This is a genomic window from Cobetia sp. UCD-24C, from assembly GCF_001306765.1.
Taxonomy (GTDB): Bacteria; Pseudomonadota; Gammaproteobacteria; order Pseudomonadales; family Halomonadaceae; genus Cobetia; species Cobetia amphilecti.
The window spans coordinates 275,614-301,000 of record NZ_LJTD01000002.1 but is presented as its reverse complement, the minus strand read 5'-3'; the positions used below and the strand labels follow the sequence as shown (position 1 = coordinate 301,000).

Below are 25,387 nucleotides of genomic sequence, written 5' to 3'. Positions count from 1 at the left end.
CAGGCGCCGAATGACGACTGATCCATGCAAGCGCGCGCCTGGGGAAGGGAGTTGAGAATATGCTGATGGAATTGCTGGCGGTGATGGCACCGGTACTGTGTGGCGCCGCCATCGGCTTCTTCTGGGTCAGGCTGGGCAACGACTACCCGATGGCCTTCGTTACCCGGCTGGTGCTCTACATCGGCACGCCGGCGCTGATCCTCAATGCGCTGGGTAGCGCCGAGATCGACAACTCGAGCTTTTTGCGCACGGGCCTGGCGACGCTGTCCGTGATGGCCCTGCTGCTGGCGCTGAGCTGGCCCTTCGCGCGCCTGATCGGCAAACCCTGGAAGGTGGCGGTGGCGCCGCTGCTGTTCTCCAACGTCGGCAACATGGGCCTGCCCGTCTCGCTCTACGCCTTCGGGCAGGCCGGCTTCGCCTACGCCATCACCATCATGGTCACCATGTCGCTGCTGCAGTTCACCCTCGGCGCCTGGCTTGCCAGCACCAGCGGCAACCCGCTGCGCAGCGTGGTGCGCTCGCCGACCATCTGGGCCAGCATCGTCGCCACCCTCATGCTACTCTGCGATGTGCACATGCCGCGCTTCGTCGCCAACAGCCTGGAGCTGATCTCCGGCTTCACCGTGCCGCTGATGCTGATCACCCTGGGCGTGTCGCTGGCCAGCATTCGCGTCAAGAATCTGGCGGCGGGCGTGGGCTTCAGTGTCCTGCGCATTCCCTTTGCCGCCCTGTGTGCCTGGGGGATCGGCACCCTGCTGGACCTGCCCCCGCTGGCGCTGCACGTGTTGACCATGCAGATGGCCATGCCGGTGGCGGTCTACAACTACATGTTCGCCCAGAAGGCCGGGCGTGAGCCGGAGTACGTGGCCACGCTGGTGTTCTGCTCGACGCTCGCCGCCTTCCTCTATCTGCCCATGCTGCTGGCGGCGATGGGGGCGACACTGGGCTGACCCGACGGAGGCCGCCCGAGCCTTCCCGCACTGAATGACAGGCACAAAAAAACCACGCGAGCCTGAGCTTGCGTGGTCGTGTGACACCTTCCTTCGGAAACTGCCGTACCGTGAAGAAGACGGTATTGCACCATCCCGATATTGAGCAGCACGGCGCTTCCTGTTGCGACGATCAGCCTTGTAGTCCTGCTGGCACCCGCTCCCGGCCTGGAGGTGGCGCACCGTTCCCCTGTGTCATCATTGCCCTTTTGACCAAACCCGTGACTGGAGTGGCAGTCGTGGACCTGACGTGAACGCCCCCCGCTCTCGACCCGCAGCTGAAGAGGGCATGCAGCCCAACGGGGCCTTGTGCTTATGGCACCAAGGCGAACCCTGGCATGGCCTGGCGGGACTTCCCGCAGAGCCCCCTGCACTGCATGCGCTCATTCACGTGGCAACATCTGAAGGGTAGCCCCGAAGTCGTCTGCACCTCCAGATGGTTTGTGCCGTCTTCCTGCGCGAGTCGACTTGCTCATGAACCTGAGCATGAAGTCTTAGAGCACTCATGCCGAGCAGGCTGTCAGCGCACCTCGGGCGCGGCGGCTTGCAGTCCCGCCAGGCCCTCGGCCTGCTGCTGACGCAGCTGGGCCAGCGTTGTCACGGCATGCCCCTTGGCCTGCCATTCGGCGCGCTCGGCATCATCGGCCCGGATGATGAAGCGTCCAAGCAGGGTGTAGAGCAGCCCCAGCAACGGTGACAGCCAGCAGGCGAAGGCCAGCGGAATGTAAAGCAGCCCCTCCATGCCCGCACCACCGGCCATCAGCCCCAGTGAACTGACCACCACCGCGCCGCCGGCATTCCAGGGAATCAGCGGCGAGATCAGCGTGCCGCCCTCTTCCAGTGAGCGCGACAGATTGAGCGTCGAATATCCCTCACCTCGATAGATCGGCGCGTACATGCGCCCCGGCAGGGCGATGGAGAGGTAGGGGTCGCCCGCGATGACATTGGTCAGCGCCGCCGTGGAACTGGCCGCGACCTGCAGCCCGAAGATACCGCGCACCTTGACCAGCACTGCGGCACATAGCGCCTCCAGACAGCCGATGATTTCCAGCAAGCCCCCGAAGGCCAGTGCGATCATCACCAGCAGGATGACCCAGGCCATCGACATGATGCCGCCGCGATTGAGCAGGCTGTCGATCTCGCTCACGCCGGTGCTCAAGGCGTAGCCGCCCTGCATATAGCCGAACAGTGCCTTGACCGCCTCGCCCTGTACGCCGAATGCCACGACCGCCCCGGCCAGCACCCCGACGAACAGCGCCGGGAGTGCCGGCATGCGCGCAACGGCCAGCGTCATCACCAGCAGCGGCGGCATCAGCACCCACAGATTGAAGGTGAAGTGTCCGGAAAGCCCTTCGGTGATGGCGGTGATGCGCTCGAGATCCAGCACCTGACCGGCGGCGAGCAGGTTGCCGGCGATCAGATAGATCACCAGCGCGATCAGCATGGCGGGAATGGTGGTCGGCATCATGTTGCGGATGTGCGCGAACAGATTCACGCCCGTCACCGCAGGGGCCAGATTGGTGGTATCCGACAGCGGCGAGACCTTGTCACCGAAGAAGGCGCCGGACACCACCGCACCGGCGGTCCACCACGGCGGAATGCCGAAGCCGGCCCCGATGCCCATCAGCGCAAGCCCCACCGTGCCCACGGTGCCCCAGCTGGTACCCAGCGCCACCGAGACCACCGCGCACAGCAGCATGGCCGCCGCCAGGAAGTATTCCGGCGAGACCAGCTTGAGCCCGTAGTAGATGATCATCGGCACGCTGCCGGAGGCGATCCATACGCCGACCGTCATGCCGACCAGAATCAGGATCGCGATGGAGGGCAGGCCGACACGCACGATGCGCATCATGCCCTCTTCCATCGCCGACCAGCCGTGGCCCAGCTTCCAGCCGATCAGCGCCGTGATGGCGACACCGCATACCAGCGGCACATGCGGAGTGAACTCGCCGAACACGAACAGTTGCAATGCAAGAACGGCCAGGGTGGCCACGATAGGCAGGCAGGCCATCTTGAGCGATGGCCGTAGTGGGGTCTTCACGTCCCGAGTCATGTCTTGCTCCATTAGTTAGTTGTACTTTTTGTACCCCTAACGCTAATGGGCCCCGGGAAGTCGCGGCTGACTGACTGCGTCATCCAACCGCGCGAATGCGACATGTCCTCTCATTTATCCAGCGCATTTATCCAGCGCATTTATCCAGTGCCTGCGCCCGCCCGTGAATATCGCTCGCGAAAGCCAGCAGGGCGGGAGGCCAGGTTATGGATCAGTAATCGATCACCACATCGCCATTGGGCACGCTGCAGCAGGACAGGATGAAGCCTTCGGCGACGTCTTCATCGGTGATGCCGCCGTTGTGTTCCATCTCGACCTCGCCCGAGACCTTCTGCACCCGGCAGGTGCCGCAGATGCCCATGCCGCAGGCCTTGGGGATATGCAGGCCGAGCTTGGCGGCGGCGGCGTGGACGGTCTCGCCCGGGGCGATCTGCACCGACTTGCCGGTGGCGGAGAACTCGACCCGCGTGAGATCGGAGCGGTCCAGCTCATCGGCCAGCACCTCGGCCTGTTCGGCCTGCTCGATGGCCTCTTCCTCGACATCGACCGGCGTGGCCCCGAAGGATTCCTCGTGATAGCGGCTCATGTCGAAGCCGTGGCTGCGCAGCAGATGCTTGACCGCATTCATGTAGGGCGTGGGGCCGCAGCAGAAGATCTCGCGCTCCATGAAGTCCGGCGCGATCATCTCGAGCATCGCGTCGGTGAGGTAGCCGCGATAGCCGGACCAGGTCTGGCCGGTCTCGAAGCGCTCGCAGATGACGTGCATGTTGAACTCCGGCACGCGGGAATCCATGAACTCGAGCTGACGCCAGAAGATGATGTCGCGCGGGCTGCGCGCGCTGTGCACGAAGGAGATATCCACATTGGCGTTGGTATCGAAGTACCAGCGCGCCATCGACATCAAGGGCGTGATGCCCACGCCACCGGACAGCATCAGAATGCGCTCCGCCGGGTAGTCGATGCAGTTGAAGTTGCCGACCGGACCGTGCACCGCCAGCACATCGCCTTCATTGAGGTTGTCGTGCAGCCAGTTGGAGACCAGCCCGCCCGGCACGCGCTTGACGGTGATCGAGAAGCTGTAGGGCACCGACGGTGAGCTGGAGATGGTGTAGGAGCGCATGATCTGCTGGGCATCGATCTCGAGCTCCAGGGTCACGAACTGCCCCGGCTTGAAGAAGAACATCACCGGCTGTTCGGCCATGAAACAGAAGGTGCGAACGTCCCAGGTTTCCTGAATGACCTTCACGCAGCGCACGCTATGTCGACCGTTGGTCCAGGTCTGCGTCGTAACCGGATTGAAGTTGCTGAGAGTGGTGCTCATGAAGGCCTCGCTGGGCATGTTGTTCTTGGAGACATGTTCTTGAAGAGACAGTGTCAGGCCACCCTGCGCTGCGTGCGCGGCCAACGGTGGGACATGCTCAGGATTGTCGAGTCAGTGCCCGGCAAGCATTTATCCGTGCACGACAGAAACATGCCCGATCACTCCAATCACGCCCCGCAGCGCCCTGCCCCCGCCTCATCGCTACGTCTGTCTGTGCCTCAAAGCCCCTGCGCAGACGACCGGCGTCGGAAATACATCATTGAGCGTCGCCATCAGACATAAGTCGCGACTTGACCTCAGCCACACTGCGATCCATGCGTGGCAATGCCACTCAGATGTCATGCGGGCTGCCTGAACTTCCACGCTGACTATCCTGTCGAGCGAGCGGCACTCTGCCTGCGCCGCCCTCGACACCCGAACCGACCAGGACGGGATGACACACCGCGCGATGCATCGGCACTCCCTCATGGGACCCCGATGTCGCCCCGCAGTGCTGCCCGGCAATGGGCTGTTCACTCGTTCCCTCTGTCCCGGCTTCACAACAACAATGATCAGCACACTCACTCAACCCAAGGCGACCCTGCTCCCGGCGCCTACCGACCGTGCGAGGACACCGCGATGAGCGACTTACTGGAACACGCTCAGGATCAGCAGCGTCAGGCGGTACGCGAGGCCGCCGCGCGGCTTCTAGAGGCCCGCAGTCCCGGCTACACCCTGCCCCAGCCCTTCTACAATGATCAGCGCCTGTTCGATCTCGACATGAAGGAGATCTTCGAGCGCGAGTGGCTGTTTGCCGGTCTCAGCAGCGAGATCCCGCTCAAGGGCAACTTCATGACCATGGATGTAGGCAACAGTCCGATCATCATCGTGCGCGGTGACAACGGGGCCATCCATGCCTTCCATAACGTCTGTCGTCATCGCGGGTCACGCCTGTGCAGCACCGAGCGTGGCAAGGTCGCCAAGCTGGTGTGCGGCTATCACAAGTGGACCTATGAGCTGGATGGTCGCCTGCTGTTCGCCGGTTCCGACATGGGCACCACCTTCGACACCAGTGAGTACGGCCTGCACCCCGTCCACGTGCGCTCAGCCGGTGGCATGCTGTTCATCAACCTCGCCGAGCAGCCCGAGAACTGCGAGCCGTTCTTCAAGACGCTGGAGTTCTACCTCAAGCCCTACGACATGGAGAACGTCAAGGTCGCGGCCAGCTCCTCCATCATCGAGGAAGGCAACTGGAAGCTGGTGATCGAGAACAATCGCGAGTGCTATCACTGCGATGGCTCCCACCCGGAGCTGCTCAACACCCTGCAGGAATTCGATGACACCGATGACCCGCGTGCCACCGAGGCCTACAAGTCGCTGGTCGCCAAGAAGCAGGCCGACTGGGATGCCGAGAAGGTGCCCTATCAGCTGGTGCGCTTCGGTCGCCGCAATCGCATGACGCGCACGCCGCTGCTGGAAGGCACCGTCTCGATGACCACGGACGGCACTCCGGCGTGCAAGAAGCTGTTGGGTCGCCTGCAAAGCCCCGACATGGGCTCGCTGCGCATCCTCAACCTGCCCAACTCCTGGAACCACTTCATGGGCGATCACGCCGTGGTCTTCCAAGTTGACCCGATCGGCCCCCTCAAGACCCGCGTGACCACCAAATGGCTGGTGCACAAGGACGCGGTGGAAGGTGTCGACTACGACCTGGCGAAGCTGCGCAAGGTGTGGGACGCCACCAATGATCAGGACCGTCAGCTGGTGGAAGAGAACCAGCGCGGCGTCAACTCCAGCGCCTATCAGCCCGGCCCCTATTCGGCGACCTTCGAGTTCGGCGTCGTCGACTTCGTCGACTGGTATGCCGAGCGCATGCAGGAAGCGCTCAAGGAACAGCAGGAGCCGCATCTGCAGCTGGCCTGAGTCCTTGAGTCCTTGAGTCCTTGAGTCCTTGAGTCCTTGAGTCCTCGAAACCTGAGACTCTGAAAGACAGGCAAGAAAAAACCCGCCACCGGCAAGCCGGTGGCGGGTTTTTTTGGCTTTCACCCGGGCAACACGCCGATGGCGGGTCACCCGAGAGGTACTACGGCTGGATTACAGCTGCGTGTCCAGGCTCATCATCAGGCTGAGCGCCATGACGATGATGATGGAGAAGCCGAACAGCTTGCGTGCCCAGGAGGCATCAGGCTGATCCTTGAGGCGCCAGGCGGCCAGATACAGCCACCAGCCACCCGTGACGGTCGCGACTACCAGATACCAGATGCCGGTATATCCCCACAGTGTCAGCAACAGCGACACCGGGATGAAGCCGGCAATGTACCCCGTCACTACACGCTTGGCATGCTCCATGCCTCGCGCTACCGGGAGTACCGGAATATTGGCGGCCCGATAGTCATCGACACGAAACATGGCAATCGCATAGGAATGCGGCATCTGCCACATGCTGAAGATGATCAACAGCAGCAGCGCCCCCATGTCCGCCTGACCGGTGACGGCCAGGTAGCCGACCACTGGCGGCGCAGCGCCGGACAGTGAGCCGATGAGGGTGCCATACACCGAGCCACGCTTGAGCCACATGCTGTAGGCCCCGACGTAGATCACGAAGCCCAGCCCCACGGCGATCATCGCCATGAGATTGGTCATCGCGGCCAGAAGCCAGAAGCCTGCAAGGCCCAGCACGCTGCCGAAGACGAAAGCCCCCTTCAGCGAGATGTCGCCCTGCACCAGGGCACGGCCCTGGGTACGCGCCATGTGGCGGTCGATATCGCGATCGATGCAGTTGTTGAACACACAGCCTGAGGCCACGATCAACGCCACCCCGACCAGGGTGGCGATGAACAGCGCCCAATCCACCTCACCACCGGAAGCGAGAAAGAAGCCGCCGCTGACGGTGATCAGGTTGCCGAAGATAATGCCCGGCTTGGTGGTACGCAGGTAGTCCTTGATCATCAGGCTCACGCTATCAGATGGGCATCATGTTCTGATTCAGCTCGATCATGATCCACATGGAACCACCAACGACGATTGCCACGATCACCAGGGTGAACAGCATGGCCATGACATTCCAGCTCTGCTCCTTGGAGCCGTCCAGGTGCAGGAAGAAGTACAGCTGCACGAAGACCTGAGCGATGGCGAAACCGTAGATGGCCCAGATCACGCCGACCCCCGGATCGTCCATCATCATCACCATCCCGAACGGGATGATGGTCAGGATGATGGAGAGAATCAGACCGGTCACGTACTGCTTGACGCTGCCGTGATTGTCGTTGTGGTCGTTGTTGGAATGGCTCATAGCATCACTCCTGTGAGATAGACGACGGTGAAGACGCAGATCCAGATGACGTCCAGGAAGTGCCAGAACAGGCTGAGCATCATCAGACGACCGCGATGCACTTCCGTCAGGCCTTTCTGCTTGACCTGGAAGATCAGCAGCGCCATCCAGATCAGACCGACGGTCACGTGCAGACCGTGGGTGCCGACCAGAGTGAAGAAGGCAGACAGGAACGCGGACTTGTCCGGACCATGGCCGTTCACGATCAGGTGGTGGAACTCATAGATTTCCATCGCGATGAAGCCTGCGCCACAGGCGAAGGTGATCATCAGCCACTTGATCACCGCGGAGCTGTCTCCGCGGTTCATGCCCAGCATCGCCAGGCCGTAGGTGAAGCTCGAGGCCAGCAGCAGCGCGGTCTCGACCAGCACGAAGTCCAGCTCGAAGATCTCGGCGCCCGTCGGGCCACCGGCATAGGCCTGGCTCAGTACCACGTAGCCCGCGAACAGCATCGCGAACAGGATGCAGTCGCTCAGCAGATAGAGCCAGAAACCGAAGACCTTCAGGCCGTTGGTATCGTGATGCTCGTGATCGTCATGGGCGTCATGCGCCCCATCGTGAGATGTCATTGCATTATTCGCCATGATTACCCCTGAACCACTGTGTCGTTAGGTGTGCGGGCGCTGGGCAGGGCGCGACGCTCGCGACCCTCACGCTCGACACGCTCCACTTCCTCGACGGACACGTAGTAGTCGATGTCGTAGTTGAAGGAGCGCACGATGAAGGTGGCGATCATGCCGACCAGCCCGACCACGGCCATCCACCAGATGTGCCAGATCAGTGCGAAACCGAACACCAGGCTGAAGGCGGAGATGATGACGCCAGCAGCGGCGTTGCGCGGCATGTGGATCGGCGCATAAGGCTTCTTGGCCTCCTGCTCGATGCCACGTTCCTTCATTTCCCAGAACTCGTCGAGCTCGGAAACCTGCGGCTCGTGAGCGAAGTTGTAGAACGGTGCCGGTGAAGTGGTGCTCCACTCCAGGGTACGACCGCCCCAGATATCGCCAGTGGTGTCCTGCAGCTGCTTGCGGTTCTTGATGCTGACCGCAATCTGGATCACGGTGCAGGCGATACCGATCATGATCAGGCAGGCGCCGATGAAGGCGACGACCAGGTACGGTACCCACAGCGGGTTGTCGACGTGCTGCAGACGACGGGTCATGCCCATGAAGCCGAGGATGTACAGCGGCATGAAGGCGAGGTAGAAGCCAGTGATCCAGAACCAGAAGGAACGCTTGCCCCACTTCTCGCACAGCATGAAGCCGGTCGCTTTCGGGAACCAGTAGGTGATACCGGCCATCGCACCGAAGACCACGCCGCCGATGATGACGTTGTGGAAGTGAGCGATCAGGAACAGCGAGTTGTGCAGTACGTAGTTGGCGCCCGGAACGGCCAGCAGAACGCCGGTCATGCCACCGATGGTGAAGGTGACGATGAAGCCCAGGGTCCACAGCACCGGAGAGGTCATTTCGACGCGACCGCGGTACATGGTGAACAGCCAGTTGAAGATCTTCACACCTGTCGGGATCGAGATGATCATCGTCGCGATACCGAAGAAGGCGTTCACGTCAGCGCCGGCACCCATGGTGAAGAAGTGGTGCAGCCAGACGATGAACGACAGGACGGTGATGACGAGAGTCGCCCACACCAGCGAGGTGTAACCGAACAGCTTCTTCTTGGAGAAGGTGGAGATGACTTCGGAGAACACACCGAAGACCGGCAGCACCAGGATGTACACCTCAGGATGGCCCCAGGCCCAGATGAGGTTGACGTACATCATCATGTTTCCACCAAGGTCATTGGTGAAGAAGTGGAAGTCGAGGTAGCGATCGAGCGTCAGCATCGCGATGGTAGCGGTCAGAATCGGGAAGGCCGCGACGATCAGGACGTTGGCGCACAGTGCGGTCCAGGTGAAGACAGGCATTTTCATCAGGGACATGCCCGGCGCACGCATCTTGAGGATGGTGGCGATGAAGTTGACACCTGTCAGCAGGGTACCGACACCGGAGATCTGCAATGACCAGATCCAGTAATCCACCCCGACCCCGGGACTGTAATTGGCCCCCGACAACGGCGGATAGGCCAGCCAACCGGTCTTGGCAAACTCACCCAGACCCAAAGAGATGTTGACCAGCAGCGCGCCGACCACGAACAGCCAGAAGCTGAGCGAGTTCAGGAACGGGAAGGCCACGTCACGTGCGCCGATCTGCAGCGGCACGACAACGTTGATCAGACCGATGACCAGCGGCATCGCCACGAAGAAGATCATGATCACGCCGTGGGCAGTGAAGATCTGGTCGTAGTGATCCGGGGGCAGATAGCCGTGCCCGCCGGTGGACGCCAGCATCTGCTGGGAACGCATCATGATCGCATCGGAGAAACCACGGATCAGCATCACCAACGCGACGATGATGTACATCATGCCGATCTTCTTGTGATCGACAGAGGTGAACCACTCATTCCACAGGTAGGCCCACTTTTTCTTTACCGTGATGAAGCCGAACAGGGCTGCACCACCGAGGATTACCGCCGCAAGCACGATCATGACGATCGGCTCGTGATACGGAACAGCCTCTATTGTGAGTTTTCCAAGCATTGCTTATTCCTCGGTTGCCATCGCAGATTCAGCGTGACCAGAAGCGTCATGATCGGACATGCCGTGTTCGGCGCTGTCGTGATGCATTCCACCCTTCTTCATGTGGCGCATCTGATCATCGCTCATGCCCAGCTCCATGCCGTCCATGTAGGGCGCCATGATCTGCTCATACAGGTTCGGCTTGACCTGACCATAGAAGGTCGGGGCGACGTCCTCGCTCGGCTCCTTGAGAGCGGCAAGACCAGCGTCATCCAGCACCTTGCTGCTGCCGCGTGCCTTCTCGATCCAGGCGTCGAAGTCGCCTTCGCTCATGACATGCGCCTTGAAGTGCATGTCCGCGAAGCCGGCGCCGCTATAGCTGGCAGAGATACCGTCGTAGGTACCCACTTCACTGCCGATCAGGTGCAGACGGTTTTCCATCCCCGCCATTGCATAGATCTGGCTACCGAGCTGCGGGACGAAGAACGAGTTCATCACCGTGTCGGATGTGATGTGGAAGCGAACCTGACGATCCACCGGCATGGCCAGTTCATTGACCGTCGCGATCCCCTGCTCCGGATAGATGAACAACCACTTCCAGTCCATGGACACGACCTGCACCTCGATCGGCTCACCGCCGTCGACGATCTCGGCACGCGGGTCCAGCTCGTGCGTGCTCTTCCAGGTCAGGATGCCCAGAGCGAGGATGATCAGGCACGGAATGCCCCAGACCACGATCTCGATCTTGGTGGAATGCGCCCAGTTGGGCGTGTAGGTCGCCTTGCTCTGCTTGGTATCGCGATAGCGCCAGGCGAACCACAGCGTCATGAAGATGACCGGGATAACAACCACGAGCATCAGGTAGGTAGCAGTCAGGATCAGCGACTTTTCGGATTCACCGATAGGCCCCTTGGGATCGAAGAGTACGGCGTCACAGCCGGACAGCATCAATAATCCCGCGAGGATAGGGAGTCCCCGCAGAGCCCCCCGCATTAGGCTTTTTCTCATCTCACGACCTCGTTGGAACACGCCATGGCGTCATGACGAGCCCACATGTGGAACACAGCGTTCGAAGAAATGACCAACAGGAAGCCGTCGATCTTTCGAACGAAATCAGAAGATTTCCCGCAGGCGGGCACAGGATAGAGAAAAGACAGGGGGGCTGACTACGGGGCAGGATGACGCACCAGGGGCCACATGCGGATGACTTCGGCCATCCGGTGCGCGCCAATCATGCCTTGAGCGGCATGAGTTCTCTCACGCCCGAGGAAGGTTAAGGCAGCGGGATCGGGTGGCGAAGCCGACACTCACGGCAATGATGTTGCGACAGTGCATGCCTTGCAGGGCCAGACAGCTCGTCATTCACCGGCCTTCTCCGCGATGCCAGCCCCTCTGCCCTGCTTGATGATGCCCGTGAGAATCACGACCTTGTCGCGCCACAATTCAGTGCATCCCCACAGATGTCCTCGCCATCGGCGCACCAGGTGGCGTCGAATCAACCACTACCGTCACACGATACTGCGCAACAAAAACCTAATAAATGGCCACAACTTGAAATTAAATGCCAAAAATTGTGCTGACAAGCCTTTCAAAAGTTGCTGAAGTACTCCCCCAACCCGGGCGAGAGAGGCATTTTCCCGACATGATACTTGTATGAGGCCGGCGTTAATTGACGAGAAAACATGCATCATTATCGATCATGACCTGACAGGTAAATGCACCATGATGCGTCTCACATGATGCTGGCATTCCCGATCAACAGGGGACGCTTTTTCGCAACCTTGGCATGCCATTCTCATGATCAATGCCGAACCAAATGGCCTGATGACTGTCATTTTCCGCCATTCATTTACGCGGACTCACCACCTTTCTGCCAGATGACGCCCGGCCCGCCATCATAAAAAACACACAAATAAACACGCTACAGAAACCATCTGGTTACCAATCTTGCACAAAAATCCGGTTTCCCGCCCCCATTGTGTGACTTGAGTCAGACAAGGAATGAACTCGACCGCGGCGTCAGGAACAACATCCTCGAAAAAGGTCAAGACCTGCGACAATTGACCACACCAAAAATAGGGACAATGATCTGGGAGAATTTCCCGGGACCTTTTCCACGCCCAGCGGCCACACAGGCCACTCTTCATCAGCACCACCGGTCTGTGGTCAGGCGCGATTCGCGTTCCCCATCAGCGATGATTCGCGGCCGCCACTCGCCGCGACGGCCAGATTCTTAAGCTCTCGGTCTAGCGGGCTCTTGGCTTGCCGGGCTTTGGGCCTGGCGGGCTCTCACTCTCTCCAATGTCAGGCGCCGTGCGACATGCTGCCTGAGCGGGTCGAGAGCCATGCCCTGCGACGACCGCTCTGCGATGACAGCCCTGCGATGACAGCTCTATAACATCGGCCCTACAACCAGAGCCCTGCAATGAGACCCTCACCATGACTGCCTCCTCGACCACGCATTCCCTCATCGCCGCCGACCAGCTTCCCGCAGGCATCCTCTATCGCCTGTTCTCGGGCAGCATCGCGCCCCGGCCGATCGCCTGGGTCTCGACCATCGATGCGGCAGGCAACACCAACCTCGCGCCCTTCTCGTTCTTCACCATCGCCAGCATCAATCCGCCGGTGCTCGCCTTCAGCCCGCTGCGCAATGGCGAAGGCAAGACCAAGGACACCCTCAACAACCTCGGGCAGGTGGCGGAGTGCGTCATTCACATCGGTGGCGAGGCGATGAGCGAGGCGCTCAATCTCACCAGCGCCAGTCTCGCCGCCGACGAGGATGAGTTCACCCACGCGGGTCTGAACAAGGTGGCCATGCCACCGCTTGCGGTTCCGCGCGTGGAAGGCGCTCCGATCGCCTTCGGCTGTCGACTGCGCGACATCATCTCGTTCGGTGATCAGCCGCTGGCCGGTTCACTGGTGCTGGCCGAGGTGGTGGTGATGCATGCCGACGCAGCGGTCTGGGATGGGCGGCATGTCGACAATGAGGTGCTGCGTGCCATCGGGCGTATGGCCGGCAGTGACTATGCACGCACGGACAGCCTGTTCAGTCTACAGCGCCCCGAATGAGTTTCCGGCACAGACAAGAAATCCATAAACCTTAATACAATCAATGCCTTTCAGCGCACGACAAGGATGGCTCAAGGTTTGACGCCACCACCTGCAACTGGCAGAAAGGCGCATGTTGCACAAGGCTTCAGACCAAGGTCTGAACGCTTCCACCAGGCGGGACAAGGTCCCTCATTCTGACTCGAGATGCCCACAGGAGCGGCTATCGAAAGAAAACATACGAGGTAACTCCATGTCATCGAATCCGTATGTGACGGATTACCAGATCGGTCAGGACAATGTTCAGCGACTCGGGCTGGATGTCCACAAGCCGGTCTTCACCATCAGTGCGCTGCTGATCGTAGGGTTCATCCTGTTCACGCTGCTGATGCCCGAGTCAGCCGAGTCGGCACTGGGCGGCGCCAAGGCATGGTCCATCACCCATGGTGATTGGCTGTTCATGCTCTCCAGCAACTTCTTCATCCTGTTCTGCCTACTGCTGGTCCTGCACCCGGTCAGCCGCCTGCGTCTGGGCGGGCGCGACGCCAAGCCGGAATTCAGCCGGATGGCCTGGTTCGCGATGCTGTTCGCGGCCGGCATGGGCACCGGCCTGATGTTCTGGGGGGTCGCCGAGCCAGTGGCGTACTACACCGACTGGTCCGGCACGCCACTGAACGCGCCACCGCGCACGCCGGAAGGCGCGACGGCGGCACTCTCGGCCACCGTCTTCCACTACGGGCTTCACCCCTGGGCCATGTATGCCGTGATCGGCCTGTCGTTGGCCTTCTTCGCCTACAACAAGGGCCTGCCGCTGACGCTGCGCTCGGTGTTCTACCCCTTGCTGGGTGAGCGAGTATGGGGCTGGAGCGGCCATATCATCGATATCGTCGCGGTGCTCGCCACCCTGTTCGGCCTTGCCACCTCTCTGGGGCTGGGCGCGGCACAGGCGGCCTCGGGGCTGGACCATCTGTTCGGCATCGGCGATGGGCTGGTCAGTCAGATCGGCGTGATCGTGGCGGTCACGCTCGCGGCCATCTACTCGGTGAGTCGCGGTCTGGATGGCGGCGTCAAACGCCTCTCCAATCTCAACATGATGCTGGCCGCACTGTTGGTGGTGTTCCTGTTCATCGTCGGCCCGACCATGGACATCATCACCGGACTCGGCACCACCAGCGCCGGCTATCTGGAATATCTGCTGCCGCTCTCCAACTGGATCGATCGCCCCGACGAAGGCTGGTTCCATAGCTGGACCATCTTCTACTGGGCCTGGTGGATTTCCTGGTCGCCGTTCGTCGGCATGTTCATCGCGCGTATCTCGCGCGGACGCAGCGTGCGCGAATTCGTCACCGCCGTGTTGGTGGTACCGACCCTGGTCACCATCGTGTGGATGACCGTCTTCGGCGGCACCGCACTGGAAGAGGCACGAGCCGCCGGCAGCGAGCTGGCCCAGGGCATCGACACTCCCTCGATGGCCATGTTCCAGATGTTCGACAGCCTGCCGCTGTCCTCCATCACCTCCTGCGTCGCCATCGTGCTGGTGCTGGTGTTCTTCGTGACTTCCTCCGACTCCGGCTCGCTGGTGATCGATTCCATCACCGCCGGCGGCAAGCAGGATGCCCCGACGCGCCAGCGCATCTTCTGGGCAGCGGCCGGCGGCCTGATCGCCTGTGCCCTGCTGTATGGCGGCGGCAGCACCGCACTGAGTGCGCTGCAGGCGGGCGCCATCTCCACGGGACTGCCCTTCACGGTGGTGCTGCTGGTGATGTGCTTCTCGCTGTTCCGCGGCCTGCGCTGGGAGAAGCGCGAATACGATCGCGCCAACGCATCGACCTGAAACACTGCGCGCAGTGAAAAGAGGCGAGTGAGCACCCACGCAAAAGGGCCTGTCAGTCGACAGGCCCTTTTGTTCATCTGGCTATCAGTGTCAGCGCGCGGCGCGCAATCTTCCCGGAGCGCGCCTAGCGCAGTCCCGGCAGCAGATACTTGTCCAGTGCCTGGCGCACCGACGGCAGCAGGATATCGGAGTGCATCACCAGCTCGCGCACCAGTTCCTGCAGGCCCGGCACGCCCACCTCGGCATGCTTTCTGAGTGCCATGCGCGCGCAGGTGTCCGCGCAGGCATGCTCGGAAATCTGCACGCCCAGCGCCACCAGCCGCTCACGAAAGTCTTCGTGATCAATCAGCTCCACGATCATCATCGTCATTCTCCTTGCTCGCTGACGGCGGGCATTGTCATTGGTATTGACCCACTCTGTTCTGAGCATAGCCCTTGTGAGGATAGCCGAAATGCGCGGCGGGCTGTCTCCGACATTCTGGTCAGACCGGGGCGCCCTCTGCGTACCTGCCCACGCCACTGGCGTAGGCATTTGCGTCAGGCGCGTCTGGCTCGATTGCGGTCTATTGCCTCGATCTATCCGCTCAGTCCAGCCCGCTTGCCATGTCCACCTCACATGTCCGCCTTACATGTCTGCTTCAGCTCTCCACACCCACCGAGGCAGGTTCGACTCTGGCCAGACGACAGGCGGCGTACTTGAACTCGGGAATCTTGCCCACCGGGTCGAGCGCCGGATTGGTCAACAGGTTGGCGGCGGCTTCGGCGTAGCAGAAGGGCACGAAGACCATGCCGGCCGGCGTCAGCGGATCGGCGCGGGTAGCGAGGGTGATCTGGCCACGTCGCGTGGTGATCGAGAGCGGCTCGCCCGGCGTGATGCCCAGGCGCTCCAGCTCCACCGGATTGAGCGTGGCCACGGCGGCCGGCTCAAGATTGTCGAGCACCGCCGCGCGGCGCGTCATCGAGCCGGTATGCCAATGCTCCAGCTGACGGCCGGTGGTCAACACCGTCGGATAGTCGTCATCCAGCGTCTCATCCGACGGCGTGGGCCAGGTCGGCACGAAGCGGGCACGGCCGCTGGCGCGCGGGAAGCCCTCGCCGAACACCACATCCTCGCCCTCGCCTCCCGGCGTCAGGCACGGGTAGGTCACCGAGTTCTCCTCGGACAGCCGCGCCCAGTCGATGTTGTCGAGGGAATCCATGCCCTTTTGCATCTCGGCGTAGATCTCCTCCGGCCCGGCGTAATCCCAACCAAGCCCCATGCGCCGCGCCAGCTGCTGGGTGATCCACCAGTCCGGCTTGGCCTCGCCCGGGGCGCGCAGTGCCGCCCGCCCGCGCTGCACCTGCCGGTTGGTATTGGTGACGCTGCCGTCCTTCTCCGGCCAGGCGTACGAAGGCAGCACCACATCGGCGAACTGCGCCGTCTCGGTGACGAAGATGTCCTGCACCACCAGGTGTTCCAGATGCGCCAGCGCGCTGCGCGCATGTTCGAGATCCGGGTCCGACATCGCCGGATTCTCGCCGAGAATGTACATGCCGCGGATCTGATCGGCGTGGATGGCGTGCATGATCTCCACCACCGTCAGGCCCGGCGTCGCCGAGAGCGGGGTCTGCCACAGCGCTTCCAGCCGCTCGCGCGCCGCCGTGTCGCCCACCGGCTGATAGTCGGGGAACACCATCGGAATCATCCCGGCATCCGAGGCACCCTGGACATTGTTCTGGCCGCGCAGAGGGTGCAGGCCGGTGCCTTCACGCCCGACATGACCACACACCAGCGCCAGCGCGATCAGACAGCGCGCATTGTCGGTGCCGTGGGTGTGCTGCGAGATGCCCATGCCCCAGAAGATCATCGCGCGCCTGGCGGTCGCGTACTCGCGGGCCACGGCGCGTATCTCTTCTGCCGCCACGCCACACAGCGGCGACATCGCCTCCGGTGTCAGCGCCGCGACATGCTCCGCCAGCGCGGCGAAGTCCTCGGTATGCGCCTCGATATAGGCATGATTGGCCAGCCCCTCGCTGATGATGACGTTGAGCATGGCATTGAACAGCGCCACGTCCGCCCCCGGCGTGAACTGGATCGAGCGATGCGCCTGACGACGCAGCGCCAGCGCACGCGGGTCGATCACCACGATGCGCGTGCCACGCTTGGCGGCGCGCTTGAAGAAGGTCGCCGCCACCGGGTGATTGACGCCCGGGTTGCAGCCGGTCAACACGATCAGGTCGGACTGCTCGGCCTGCATGAAGGAGGCGCTCACGCCGCCCGAGCCGACGCCTTCCATCAGCGCCGCCACCGAGCTTGCATGACACAGCCGCGTGCAGTGATCGACATGGTTGGAGCCGAAACCGGTGCGCACCAGCTTCTGGAACAGCCATGCCTCCTCGTTGGTGCACTTGGCGCTGCCGAAGCCCGCCAGGCTGTCGGGGCCATGCGCGCGCTTGAGGCGCATGAGCCCCTCGGCGGCGACCTCGAGGGCCTCGTCCCAGCTGGCCTCACGGAAGTGGGTCAGCGGATGGGCGGGGTCAAAGTTCGCATCCAGCCCCTTGGCTACGCCGTCACGGCGGATCAGGGGGCGGATCAGACGCTCCGGATGGCGCGGATAATCGAAGCCGAAGCGCCCCTTCACGCACAGCCGGCCGTGGTTGGAGGGCCCATCGCGGCCACTGACCGCGATGATGTTGTCCAGCCGCGTATCCGCGACGCGCTGCCGGCGCTGATAAGTCTTGAGGGAGTCAGCGCCCGCCATGCTCTGCTGGGCATCCGCCAGGGTCGCGACCGGTTGACCCTCGGCACTCAACGCCTCGCCGCTGCCACGGCTGACCTGATACTCCAGCTGACAGCCCACGCCGCAGTACGGGCAGATGGAGGCGACGCGCTCATCGACGGCGGCGCTGTCGCCGAAGCCCTGCTCATCCACCTGGGCGGCGGGCATCAGGGCGCCGGTCGGGCAGGCCTGCACGCACTCGCCACAGGCGACGCAGGTGCTGTCCCCCATCGGGTCCTCGAGATCGAACACGATGCGCGTATTGCTGCCGCGCCCCGCCAGCCCGATCACGTCATTGACCTGTACCTCGCGACAGGCGCGCACGCACAGGCCGCAGCTGATGCAGGCATCATGATTGACCGCCATCGCGGTATGGGAGTGATCGAGAGCGCTGGCCTGCGTCGGCAACCACTCCTCCACCGTATCCCCCAGCCACTCGCGGACCGTCTCGCGGGCGCCGCCCAGGGTCTCGCGCGCGTGCCCGACATCCACCGCCAGCAGCTCGGCCATCGCCATGAAGTGGCTGCTGACATCGGGGTTGTGCGCCTCGGCGGGCATGTCGGCGGCGAGCAGCTCCACCACCATCGCGCGCGCCTCGCCGGCACGTCGCGAGCTGGCACTCTTGACCACCATGCCCGCCCGCGCCTCGCGGATGCAGCTGGCAGCGAGAGTGCGCTCGCCGTCGATCTCGACCATACAGGCGCGACAGTTGCCATCGCCGCGATAATCCGGCGCTTCGCTGTAGCAGAGATGGGGAATCGTCTCGCCGGCACGCTTGGCGATCTTCCACAGCGTCTCGCCGGGATAGGCCGTCACCTCGGCGCCATCCAGCGTGATGGTAAAGCCATCCTCGCGCAGCGGCTGATCATCCGAGGACGAGTTGCCCAACCCTGTCAGCGCATTCATGCCTCACCTCCCGTGGTGTCAACCGCTTGGCTCGTGGCGATCAAGCGCACCCCGCTGCTGGCGAGGGTCTCCCGGAAGTCCTTGAGCAGGCCGAGCACCGGATTGGGCGCGGCCTGACCGAGCCCGCAGATCGAGGCATCCATCATCACCTGCGACAAGCGCGTCAGCAGCGTCTCATCCCACTCATCGCCGCTGAGCGCCGCCAGCATCTGGCGCGTGCCGATACGACACGGCGTGCACTGGCCGCAGGACTCGTCCATGAAGAAGCTCATCAGATTGCGTGCCACCGCTGCCAGATCGTCCTTATCCGACAGCACCACCACCGCGGCCGAGCCGATGAAGCAGCCGTGGGCCTGCAGGGTGTCAAAGTCCAGCGGCAGGTCCGCCTTGCTGGCCGGCAGAATGCCGCCGGAGGCCCCGCCGGGCAGATAGGCACGCAGGCGATGGCCGTCGGCCATGCCGCCGCCATATTCCTCGACCAGCTCGCTGAGCGTGATGCCAGCCGGCGCCAGATACATGCCCGGGCGTCTGACGCGCCCGGAGAGCGAGAAGCTGCGCAGCCCCTGACGCCTCTGACGCCCGGCCGCGACGTAGTGGTCATGGCCTTCGCGATGGAGCCGCGCGATCCAATAGACCGTCTCGACGTTGTTGACCAGGGTCGGGCGACCGAACAGCCCGCACTGGGCCACGAAGGGCGGCCGCTGACGCGGCTTGCCGGGCTTGCCTTCCAGCGACTCGATCAGTGCCGATTCCTCGCCACAGATATAGGCGCCGGCGCCACGCCGCAGCTGGATATAGCCCGGCGCGACGAGGCCTGCGGCTTCCAGCTCCGCGATGCAGTCGCGCAGCACCTCATTCAGAGTCGGGTACTCGTCGCGCAGATAGAGGTAGAGCGCCTCGGCCTCGATGGCATGCGCACTGGCCAGCGCGCCCTCGAGGAAGGTGTGCGGCTCACGCTCCAGATAGCAGCGGTCCTTGAAGGTGCCGGGTTCACCTTCATCGGCGTTGATCACGCAATAGCGCGGCCCCGCCTCGGCGCGCACGAAGCCCCACTTGCGAAACGTCGGGAAGCCCGCCCCACCCAGGCCACGCAGACCGGCCTGTTCGATCATCTGCGCCAGTTCCTCGATGCTGACCTCACCGCCATCCAGCGCGGCGAGCAGCCCATAGCCGCCACTGGCGCGATATTCCGCCAGCCGCGGATAGTCGAGACTCGCTGCCGGCGCGGCATGCACATGGCCTTCGGCAATCGCCGCCGTGACGCCTTCCACGCTGGCGTGGCCGAGATGGTAATGCCCGACCTCCGCCACCGGCGCACTGTCGCAGCGCCCCATGCAGGGCGCACGCAGCACGCGCACCTGTGCGGGGTCCAGCCCCGAGGCGAGACCGGCGCGCAAGGCTTCGGAGCCGGCCAGCTGACAGGACAGCGAATCACAGACGCGCACGGTCAGCGCCGCGGGCGGCGTCTCGCCATCGCGAACCACGGTGAAGTGGGCATAGAAGGTGGCCGTCTCGTAGACCTCGGCCATCGGCAGGCGCATCCACTCGGCCAGCGCACGCAGATGGGCCAGCGTCAGGTAGCCGACCTCATCATTGAGCACGTGCAGATATTCGAGCAGAAGGTCACGTTGCGCCGGGGCATCGCCCAGCAGGCGCTGTACCTCGGCCCAGGCCTCGGCATCCAGCGGACGGCCGCGCAACTGGCTGCGCGAACGGCGGCGAGCGACAGGTGTCGGCTCGGTCAGGGTCTCAGGCGTCATGGCGGCACCACGGTGTTGTTATTGGGCAGGAGCAGGCAAGTACTGGCGTATCGCGCGAGGAGTGAAGTCTCGGGCGCGAAAGTGGTGCGCGGTCAGGGAGCACGCACCACTTTCCTTCACTGTAGATCGCAATCTACAAAGCGGGCACACCTGCGACAACCGCTCTGAGCGCTGAATCGCCCCCTGTGTCAGTCACACATATGCCGGCGTCGTATCCAGCTAACTCGCTCTCGCCCAGCCCTCACACAATCACCGAGGTCCGGTGGCGACCTGCCCCGCAGTCAGACTCGCCACCGCGCTCCGGATTACCATTCCCCCCCTTCCCACATCGCAGCCCCGGGAGACACCCACGACAACACCTCGTTTCACGCCAGCTGCCCTGCCCGGCAGGCGACACCAATAACAACATGAGGTCACCACATGTCATCGAATCCGTATGACACGGACTACGAGATCGGCCAGGACAATGTCCAGGTCATGGGTCTCGATGTTCACAACCCCGTCTTCGCGATCAGCGCCGTGCTGATCGTCAGCTTCATCCTGTTTGCCATCGTCTTCCCTGCGGGCGCGGAAAGTGCCCTGGGCGGCGCCAAGGCCTGGTCCATCGCACATGGCGACTGGCTGTTCATGCTGGCCGGCAACCTCTTCGTGCTGTTCTGCCTGCTGCTGATCGTGCATCCGGTGGGCAAACTGCGCCTGGGCGGCCAGAAGGCAAAGCCCGAGTTCTCGACACGCTCCTGGTTCGCGATGCTGTTCGCCGCCGGCATGGGCATCGGCCTGATGTTCTGGAGCGTCGCCGAGCCGGTGGCCTATTACACCGACTGGTACGGCACGCCACTGAACGCGCCTGCCGGTACGCCGGAAGGGGCACGCGCCGCGCTGGGCGCCACCATGTACCACTGGGGCCTGCATCCCTGGGCCATCTACGCCGTGGTCGGGCTGTCGCTGGCCTTCTTCACCTACAACAAGGGCCTGCCGCTGACCATCCGCTCGGCGTTCTACCCGATACTCGGTGAGCGCACTTGGGGCTGGATGGGGCATATCGTCGATATCCTCGCCGTGCTGGCGACCATCTTCGGTCTGGCGACTTCGCTGGGGCTGGGCTCCGCTCAGGCAGCATCGGGGCTGGACTACCTGTTCGGCGTCGGCGATGGCCTGCCGACCCAGATCGCGATCATCATCCTGGTGACGCTGGTGGCCATCTACTCGGTCAGTCGCGGCCTGGATGGCGGCGTGAAGCTGCTTTCCAACATCAACATGATCATCGCCGCCGTCTTGATCATCTTCATCCTCATCTTCGGGCCGACACTCGCCATTCTCATGGGCCTGGGCACCACCACCCTCAGCTATGTGGAATATCTGCTTCCGCTGTCCAACTGGATCGGCCGCCCCGATGAAAGCTGGTTCCACGGCTGGACCGTCTTCTACTGGGCGTGGTGGATCTCCTGGTCACCTTTCGTCGGCATGTTCATCGCACGTGTCTCGCGCGGCCGCACCGTACGCGAATTCGTCACCGCCGTGCTGCTGGTGCCGACACTCGTCACCATCGTGTGGATGTCCGTCTTCGGCGGTACCGCGCTGGAACAGGCCATCAATGGCGTCGGCGCGCTGGCCAATGGCATCGATTCCGTGTCGCTAGCCATGTTCCAGATGCTCGACAACCTGCCGCTGTCCGGCGTGGCATCCTTCATCGCCATCGTGCTGGTACTGGTGTTCTTCGTGACTTCGTCCGACTCGGGCTCGCTGGTAATCGATTCGATCACCGCCGGTGGCAAGATCGACGCGCCGGTCAGCCAGCGCATGTTCTGGGCTGCGATGGAAGGCCTGATCGCCGGTGCCCTGCTCTATGGCGGCGGAAGCGCTGCGCTGGGCTCGCTGCAGGCGGGTGCCATCGCCACGGGGCTGCCGTTCACGCTGGTACTGCTGGTGATGTGCTATTCGCTGTTCCGTGGTCTGATGCAGGAAAAGAAGGCACAGGACATGCTCATTCGTCCGGTCGCCGGCGCCTGACATGCGGCGCTGACCAAAGCTTTACTGACTAACGCTTTACTGACCAAGGCGGTGCTGACTGACAGGCCGCAAGACATGGGCACAAAAAAACGCCGCCCCCGGCAACCGGGGGCGGCGTTTTCATTGGATGACCCGAACGTCATCCAGGCGAAATCAGGAGTTTTCCTGAGCCAGCTTCTGCACCTTCTTCATCAGGTCCGGGTCGTTCTGGACCGCTTGACCGATGGAGTTGAAGGTGGCGACTTCCAGACCGGAGTCTTCGACAGCGCTGACCATCTCGTCGTTGGCTTCCTGACGCACGCTCTGCTTGGCAGTCTCGTCGTCGGCTTTCTGCAGCTTGCCGGCGAATTCCTGAGAGATGCGTGCGATGTCCTGAGAGGCCGCAGCGAACTGTTCCAGCTGAGCGTCAGTGAAATCGCCAGCCTGAGCCTGTGCCGCTTGGGCAGTAGACTGACCCTGGGCCGGTGCGTCAGCAGCGAACGCCGGTGCCGACATCATGCCCGCGGAAATCAGGGCAGCCGTCATGTATGCAGTCATCCGTTTCATTGCAGCCTCCAGCAGTGATCAATAAGTGTTTGCCCTAACTCAGACGGGCCTGACGACAGGACGTTCATTTTTTCATGCAACTCTTTGAAAACATTCTGTATCGCCAGAGTTACATGAGTCGCAGATCAGCAACGTAAAAACCGCGGGGCCGCGCATGGCGGGCGTCATGACGGCTGGACGCGCATACAGCTTGCGCCACGATTGTGAAAATATCTGCAGCAAGCCGCCTGAGGTCTTCCCGCCACACACTCGACCCGCCCTCGATACAGACATGCCTCTGCGCTCGCTACGCGCTCTGGACAGGCATGCCACCTGTTGCCGCCGCTATCGGTATGTCGCCATTGGCCTTCTCACAGGCTGAATGAGGGCGGCATGTCGTGAAGTACCACATAAATCGCGCGCCAACGGGCAGCAAACTCTCGGCGACTGTCTTAGTCTTGAAGGAGAGGCTGTCATCCTGGGTATGCCATTCTCCTGTGCAACCTGCTTCTGCAGCCCAGGCTGGCTAGCCCAGCTCATAACATTCGTTGCCGGAGGACTGCCATGTCCACGCACATACCGCCCGCGCTGCCTCGACGGCTCTCGCATCACAGGCTGACGCCGGGCCTTATGAACCTCTTGTTGCTGGCCCTGCTGCCGGCCCTGCTGCTGAGCTCGCCGGTGCATGCCATCAGCCTGCTGGATTCGGACGCCGACCTGAACGCGCCCGCCGAGACATCCACTGGCGCGCCACCGCCCCCGACCTCGCCGGACACCGCGGAGACCACCATGACCGCCGCCAATGTCGACCCCGCCGCCAACCCGCTGCTGGGCGAGACCTGGAACCGACGCTCGCTGGTGCTGATCGCGCCGGATGAGCAGGACCGGGATCTCGAGCGTCAGCGCGAGGAACTGCGTGCCACGCGTGGCGAGATGCAGCAACGCGACATGACGCTCTATACGCTGATGGGCACGCGCGGCATCCACGATGGCGTGCCGATGAGCTTCGAGGAGGTGCGTGCCCTGCGCGATGCCATGCAATTGCGCGAGGGCGCGCCCTTCACCGTCATCCTCATGGGCAAGGACGGCGGCAAGAAGATGCAGCAGGAAGGCTTCGTCTCCCCCGACCAGATCTATCAGGTGATCGACAACATGCCGATGCGCCAGCGCGAAGCCAGTCAGGCAGCGCGCAAGCCCCCCCAGGGCACCGACGAGCACACCTCGCCCGAACCCTTGAACGATGAGGACTGGCAGTGGGAGGAGTGACCTTTCTGTAAGGAGCGACCTTCTGTGAGAAGCGACCTTCTGTGATGCATGAAAAAGCCCCTGTCAGCTCGGCTGACAGGGGCTTTTTACCGTCTGCGCGGCTTCAGCGCAGTACGCCTTCCTCACGCAGCAGCTTGAGGATTTCCGCCGCGCCCTCCTCGGCGCTCACGCCTTCCAGACGCTTGCCACCGCCCCCTTCGGCCTTGGCGGCCGCGGCCTTGAAGCGGTCCCGCGCGCTGGTCGCCTTGATGCGCTTCAAGCGCTTGGGACGCTTGCGAGCCGGGGCCACGCCGAAGGCTTCGGCCTGCGCATCATGGACAAGCTCGCCGCTGGCCAGTGAGGAAAGCTCACCGCGCCGCGCCTGCGCGAAGGCCGACTGACGCGCCGCCGGCGCCGCGGAATCGACACTGACAAGCGCCGGAAGCTTCACGCGCAACCGTCGCCGCTGACCACGTGGCAGCGCCTGCAAGGCGGTGAGATGCGCGCCATCGCAGCTCTCGATCGCGACGATACCCTCCACCAGCGGCCAGCCGAGACTCTCCGCCAGCAGATGCGGCAGCAGGCCACTGCCCTCACCGGTCTCGCCCTGGCCGCCACACACCACCAGCTGCGGTGCCGCCTGCTTGAGGCGCGTGACCAGCAGTGGCCAGACATCGATGACCGGCTGATCAGCAGCCTTGAGCGAATCAACAGCCTTGAGCGACGAATCGACAGCCTTGAGCGGGTCAGCGCCAGGAGCATTCGGCGTCACCAGCGTCAACGACTCCAGCCCCATGCCCAGATAGCCGCGCAGCGCCTGGTCCTGCTCGCTGCCGGGCGCGATCTCACTGCCACTGGCATGCCAGGCGCTGAGGCTTACGGCACCGGGCGCCGACTGACGCTCCAGCGCCAGACACAGCTCCAGGGCGCGGGCGTCCTGCTCGGCGCGCCGCAGACGCCCCGAAACCGGGTGCTGCCCCAACGACACCAGACTCACGACCTCAAGCGGCGCCGAGGCCTGCTGCGCAACGGACGAACGATCTGCCTTCATA

The 25,387-nt window shown here is 63.0% G+C and carries 18 protein-coding genes; 6 read left to right on the top strand and 12 right to left on the bottom strand.

Annotated elements, in window-relative coordinates:
- The first annotated feature begins 59 nt into the window (after nt 1-59).
- Nucleotides 60-950 (top strand): AEC family transporter, encoded by an 891-nt coding sequence (locus AOG28_RS03595; RefSeq protein WP_054555340.1) that lies wholly within the window; start codon nt 60-62, stop codon nt 948-950.
- Nucleotides 951-1,509: 559 nt separating this feature from the next.
- Here AOG28_RS03595 and nhaC read toward each other — a convergent pair.
- Complete coding sequence (gene nhaC, locus AOG28_RS03590) at nt 1,510-3,042, bottom strand: Na+/H+ antiporter NhaC (protein WP_054555339.1); 1,533 nt, start codon at nt 3,040-3,042, stop codon at nt 1,510-1,512.
- 211 nt (nt 3,043-3,253) lie between these two features.
- On the bottom strand, nt 3,254-4,363 hold the full coding sequence (locus AOG28_RS03585; protein ID WP_043333184.1) for a hybrid-cluster NAD(P)-dependent oxidoreductase: 1,110 nt from the start codon (nt 4,361-4,363) through the stop codon (nt 3,254-3,256).
- 618 nt (nt 4,364-4,981) lie between these two features.
- On the opposite strand from AOG28_RS03585, the gene AOG28_RS03580 reads away from it, so the two are divergent.
- Entirely contained in the window at nt 4,982-6,265 is a 1,284-nt protein-coding gene (locus AOG28_RS03580; protein ID WP_054555338.1) for an aromatic ring-hydroxylating oxygenase subunit alpha, read from the top strand.
- Between the two features lie 171 nt (nt 6,266-6,436).
- On the opposite strand, the gene cyoE is transcribed toward AOG28_RS03580, so the two are convergent.
- Genes cyoE through cyoA form a run of 5 tightly spaced genes read right to left on the bottom strand, consistent with a single transcriptional unit; the run spans nt 6,437 to nt 11,241 of the window.
- On the bottom strand, nt 6,437-7,291 hold the full coding sequence (gene cyoE / locus AOG28_RS03575; protein ID WP_043333143.1) for a heme o synthase: 855 nt from the start codon (nt 7,289-7,291) through the stop codon (nt 6,437-6,439).
- Between the two features lie 13 nt (nt 7,292-7,304).
- Nucleotides 7,305-7,634: a cytochrome o ubiquinol oxidase subunit IV gene (gene cyoD, locus AOG28_RS03570; protein ID WP_054555337.1), complete on the bottom strand. Its 330-nt coding sequence runs from the start codon at nt 7,632-7,634 to the stop codon at nt 7,305-7,307.
- Entirely contained in the window at nt 7,631-8,242 is a 612-nt protein-coding gene (cyoC, locus tag AOG28_RS03565; protein ID WP_389382371.1) for a cytochrome o ubiquinol oxidase subunit III, read from the bottom strand. Before cyoC ends, cyoD begins: the two co-directional genes overlap by 4 nt.
- Nucleotides 8,243-8,259: 17 nt before the next feature.
- On the bottom strand, nt 8,260-10,269 hold the full coding sequence (cyoB, locus tag AOG28_RS03560; protein WP_054555335.1) for a cytochrome o ubiquinol oxidase subunit I: 2,010 nt from the start codon (nt 10,267-10,269) through the stop codon (nt 8,260-8,262).
- A gap of 3 nt (nt 10,270-10,272) precedes the next feature.
- Complete coding sequence (gene cyoA / locus AOG28_RS03555) at nt 10,273-11,241, bottom strand: ubiquinol oxidase subunit II (RefSeq protein WP_082388205.1); 969 nt, start codon at nt 11,239-11,241, stop codon at nt 10,273-10,275.
- Between the two features lie 1,446 nt (nt 11,242-12,687).
- Here cyoA and AOG28_RS03550 point away from each other — a divergent pair.
- Nucleotides 12,688-13,317 carry a flavin reductase family protein gene (locus AOG28_RS03550; RefSeq protein ID WP_052384477.1) on the top strand — a complete coding sequence of 210 codons (630 nt, stop codon included), beginning with the start codon at nt 12,688-12,690 and terminating at the stop codon, nt 13,315-13,317.
- 232 nt (nt 13,318-13,549) lie between these two features.
- A complete protein-coding gene (locus AOG28_RS03545) occupies nt 13,550-15,130 on the top strand; it encodes a BCCT family transporter (RefSeq protein ID WP_054555333.1) in 1,581 nt (526 codons plus the stop codon).
- Nucleotides 15,131-15,254: 124 nt separating this feature from the next.
- Here AOG28_RS03545 and AOG28_RS03540 read toward each other — a convergent pair whose 3' ends face one another.
- From AOG28_RS03540 to AOG28_RS03530, 3 genes are all read right to left on the bottom strand, one after another.
- Nucleotides 15,255-15,494 (bottom strand): hypothetical protein, encoded by a 240-nt coding sequence (locus tag AOG28_RS03540; RefSeq protein ID WP_043333148.1) that lies wholly within the window; start codon nt 15,492-15,494, stop codon nt 15,255-15,257.
- Between the two features lie 274 nt (nt 15,495-15,768).
- The gene (locus tag AOG28_RS03535) at nt 15,769-18,795 is read right to left on the bottom strand and encodes a molybdopterin-dependent oxidoreductase (RefSeq protein ID WP_082388204.1); all 3,027 of its coding nucleotides are present in this window, start codon (nt 18,793-18,795) and stop codon (nt 15,769-15,771) included.
- A complete protein-coding gene (locus AOG28_RS03530; RefSeq protein ID WP_054555332.1) occupies nt 18,792-20,555 on the bottom strand; it encodes an NADH-ubiquinone oxidoreductase-F iron-sulfur binding region domain-containing protein in 1,764 nt (587 codons plus the stop codon). Before AOG28_RS03530 ends, AOG28_RS03535 begins: the two co-directional genes overlap by 4 nt.
- 420 nt (nt 20,556-20,975) lie before the next feature.
- Here AOG28_RS03530 and AOG28_RS03525 point away from each other — a divergent pair, with 420 nt between their 5' ends.
- Nucleotides 20,976-22,565, top strand: coding sequence for a BCCT family transporter (locus tag AOG28_RS03525; protein WP_054555331.1), 1,590 nt, complete (start codon nt 20,976-20,978; stop codon nt 22,563-22,565).
- Nucleotides 22,566-22,718: 153 nt separating this feature from the next.
- Here AOG28_RS03525 and AOG28_RS03520 read toward each other — a convergent pair whose 3' ends face one another.
- Entirely contained in the window at nt 22,719-23,111 is a 393-nt protein-coding gene (locus AOG28_RS03520) for a DUF4168 domain-containing protein (RefSeq protein WP_043333741.1), read from the bottom strand.
- A gap of 543 nt (nt 23,112-23,654) precedes the next feature.
- Here AOG28_RS03520 and AOG28_RS03515 point away from each other — a divergent pair.
- Nucleotides 23,655-24,356, top strand: a complete 702-nt coding sequence (locus tag AOG28_RS03515) for a DUF4174 domain-containing protein (protein ID WP_082388203.1) — start codon at nt 23,655-23,657, stop codon at nt 24,354-24,356.
- A 103-nt stretch (nt 24,357-24,459) separates the two neighbouring features.
- On the opposite strand, the gene AOG28_RS03510 is transcribed toward AOG28_RS03515, so the two are convergent.
- On the bottom strand, nt 24,460-25,386 hold the full coding sequence (locus tag AOG28_RS03510) for a hypothetical protein (RefSeq protein ID WP_054555329.1): 927 nt from the start codon (nt 25,384-25,386) through the stop codon (nt 24,460-24,462).
- Nucleotide 25,387 lies beyond the last annotated feature (1 nt).

Excerpts from the sequence above, each read along its gene's own strand:
- AOG28_RS03530 (WP_054555332.1), bottom strand. The coding sequence starts at position 20,555 with ATGACGCCTGAGACCCTGACCGAGCCGACACCTGTCGCTCGCCGCCGT.
- AOG28_RS03540 (WP_043333148.1), bottom strand. The coding sequence starts at position 15,494 with ATGATGATCGTGGAGCTGATTGATCACGAAGACTTTCGTGAGCGGCTG.
- AOG28_RS03545 (WP_054555333.1), top strand. The coding sequence starts at position 13,550 with ATGTCATCGAATCCGTATGTGACGGATTACCAGATCGGTCAGGACAAT.
- AOG28_RS03550 (WP_052384477.1), top strand. The coding sequence starts at position 12,688 with ATGACTGCCTCCTCGACCACGCATTCCCTCATCGCCGCCGACCAGCTT.
- cyoD (WP_054555337.1), bottom strand. The coding sequence starts at position 7,634 with ATGAGCCATTCCAACAACGACCACAACGACAATCACGGCAGCGTCAAG.
- AOG28_RS03585 (WP_043333184.1), bottom strand. The coding sequence starts at position 4,363 with ATGAGCACCACTCTCAGCAACTTCAATCCGGTTACGACGCAGACCTGG.
- cyoC (WP_389382371.1), bottom strand. The coding sequence starts at position 8,242 with ATGACATCTCACGATGGGGCGCATGACGCCCATGACGATCACGAGCAT.
- cyoE (WP_043333143.1), bottom strand. The coding sequence starts at position 7,291 with ATGATCAAGGACTACCTGCGTACCACCAAGCCGGGCATTATCTTCGGC.
- AOG28_RS03515 (WP_082388203.1), top strand. The coding sequence starts at position 23,655 with ATGTCCACGCACATACCGCCCGCGCTGCCTCGACGGCTCTCGCATCAC.
- AOG28_RS03510 (WP_054555329.1), bottom strand. The coding sequence starts at position 25,386 with ATGAAGGCAGATCGTTCGTCCGTTGCGCAGCAGGCCTCGGCGCCGCTT.
- AOG28_RS03535 (WP_082388204.1), bottom strand. The coding sequence starts at position 18,795 with ATGAATGCGCTGACAGGGTTGGGCAACTCGTCCTCGGATGATCAGCCG.
- AOG28_RS03595 (WP_054555340.1), top strand. The coding sequence starts at position 60 with ATGCTGATGGAATTGCTGGCGGTGATGGCACCGGTACTGTGTGGCGCC.
- AOG28_RS03580 (WP_054555338.1), top strand. The coding sequence starts at position 4,982 with ATGAGCGACTTACTGGAACACGCTCAGGATCAGCAGCGTCAGGCGGTA.
- cyoA (WP_082388205.1), bottom strand. The coding sequence starts at position 11,241 with ATGCGGGGGGCTCTGCGGGGACTCCCTATCCTCGCGGGATTATTGATG.
- cyoB (WP_054555335.1), bottom strand. The coding sequence starts at position 10,269 with ATGCTTGGAAAACTCACAATAGAGGCTGTTCCGTATCACGAGCCGATC.
- nhaC (WP_054555339.1), bottom strand. The coding sequence starts at position 3,042 with ATGACTCGGGACGTGAAGACCCCACTACGGCCATCGCTCAAGATGGCC.
- AOG28_RS03525 (WP_054555331.1), top strand. The coding sequence starts at position 20,976 with ATGTCATCGAATCCGTATGACACGGACTACGAGATCGGCCAGGACAAT.
- AOG28_RS03520 (WP_043333741.1), bottom strand. The coding sequence starts at position 23,111 with ATGAAACGGATGACTGCATACATGACGGCTGCCCTGATTTCCGCGGGC.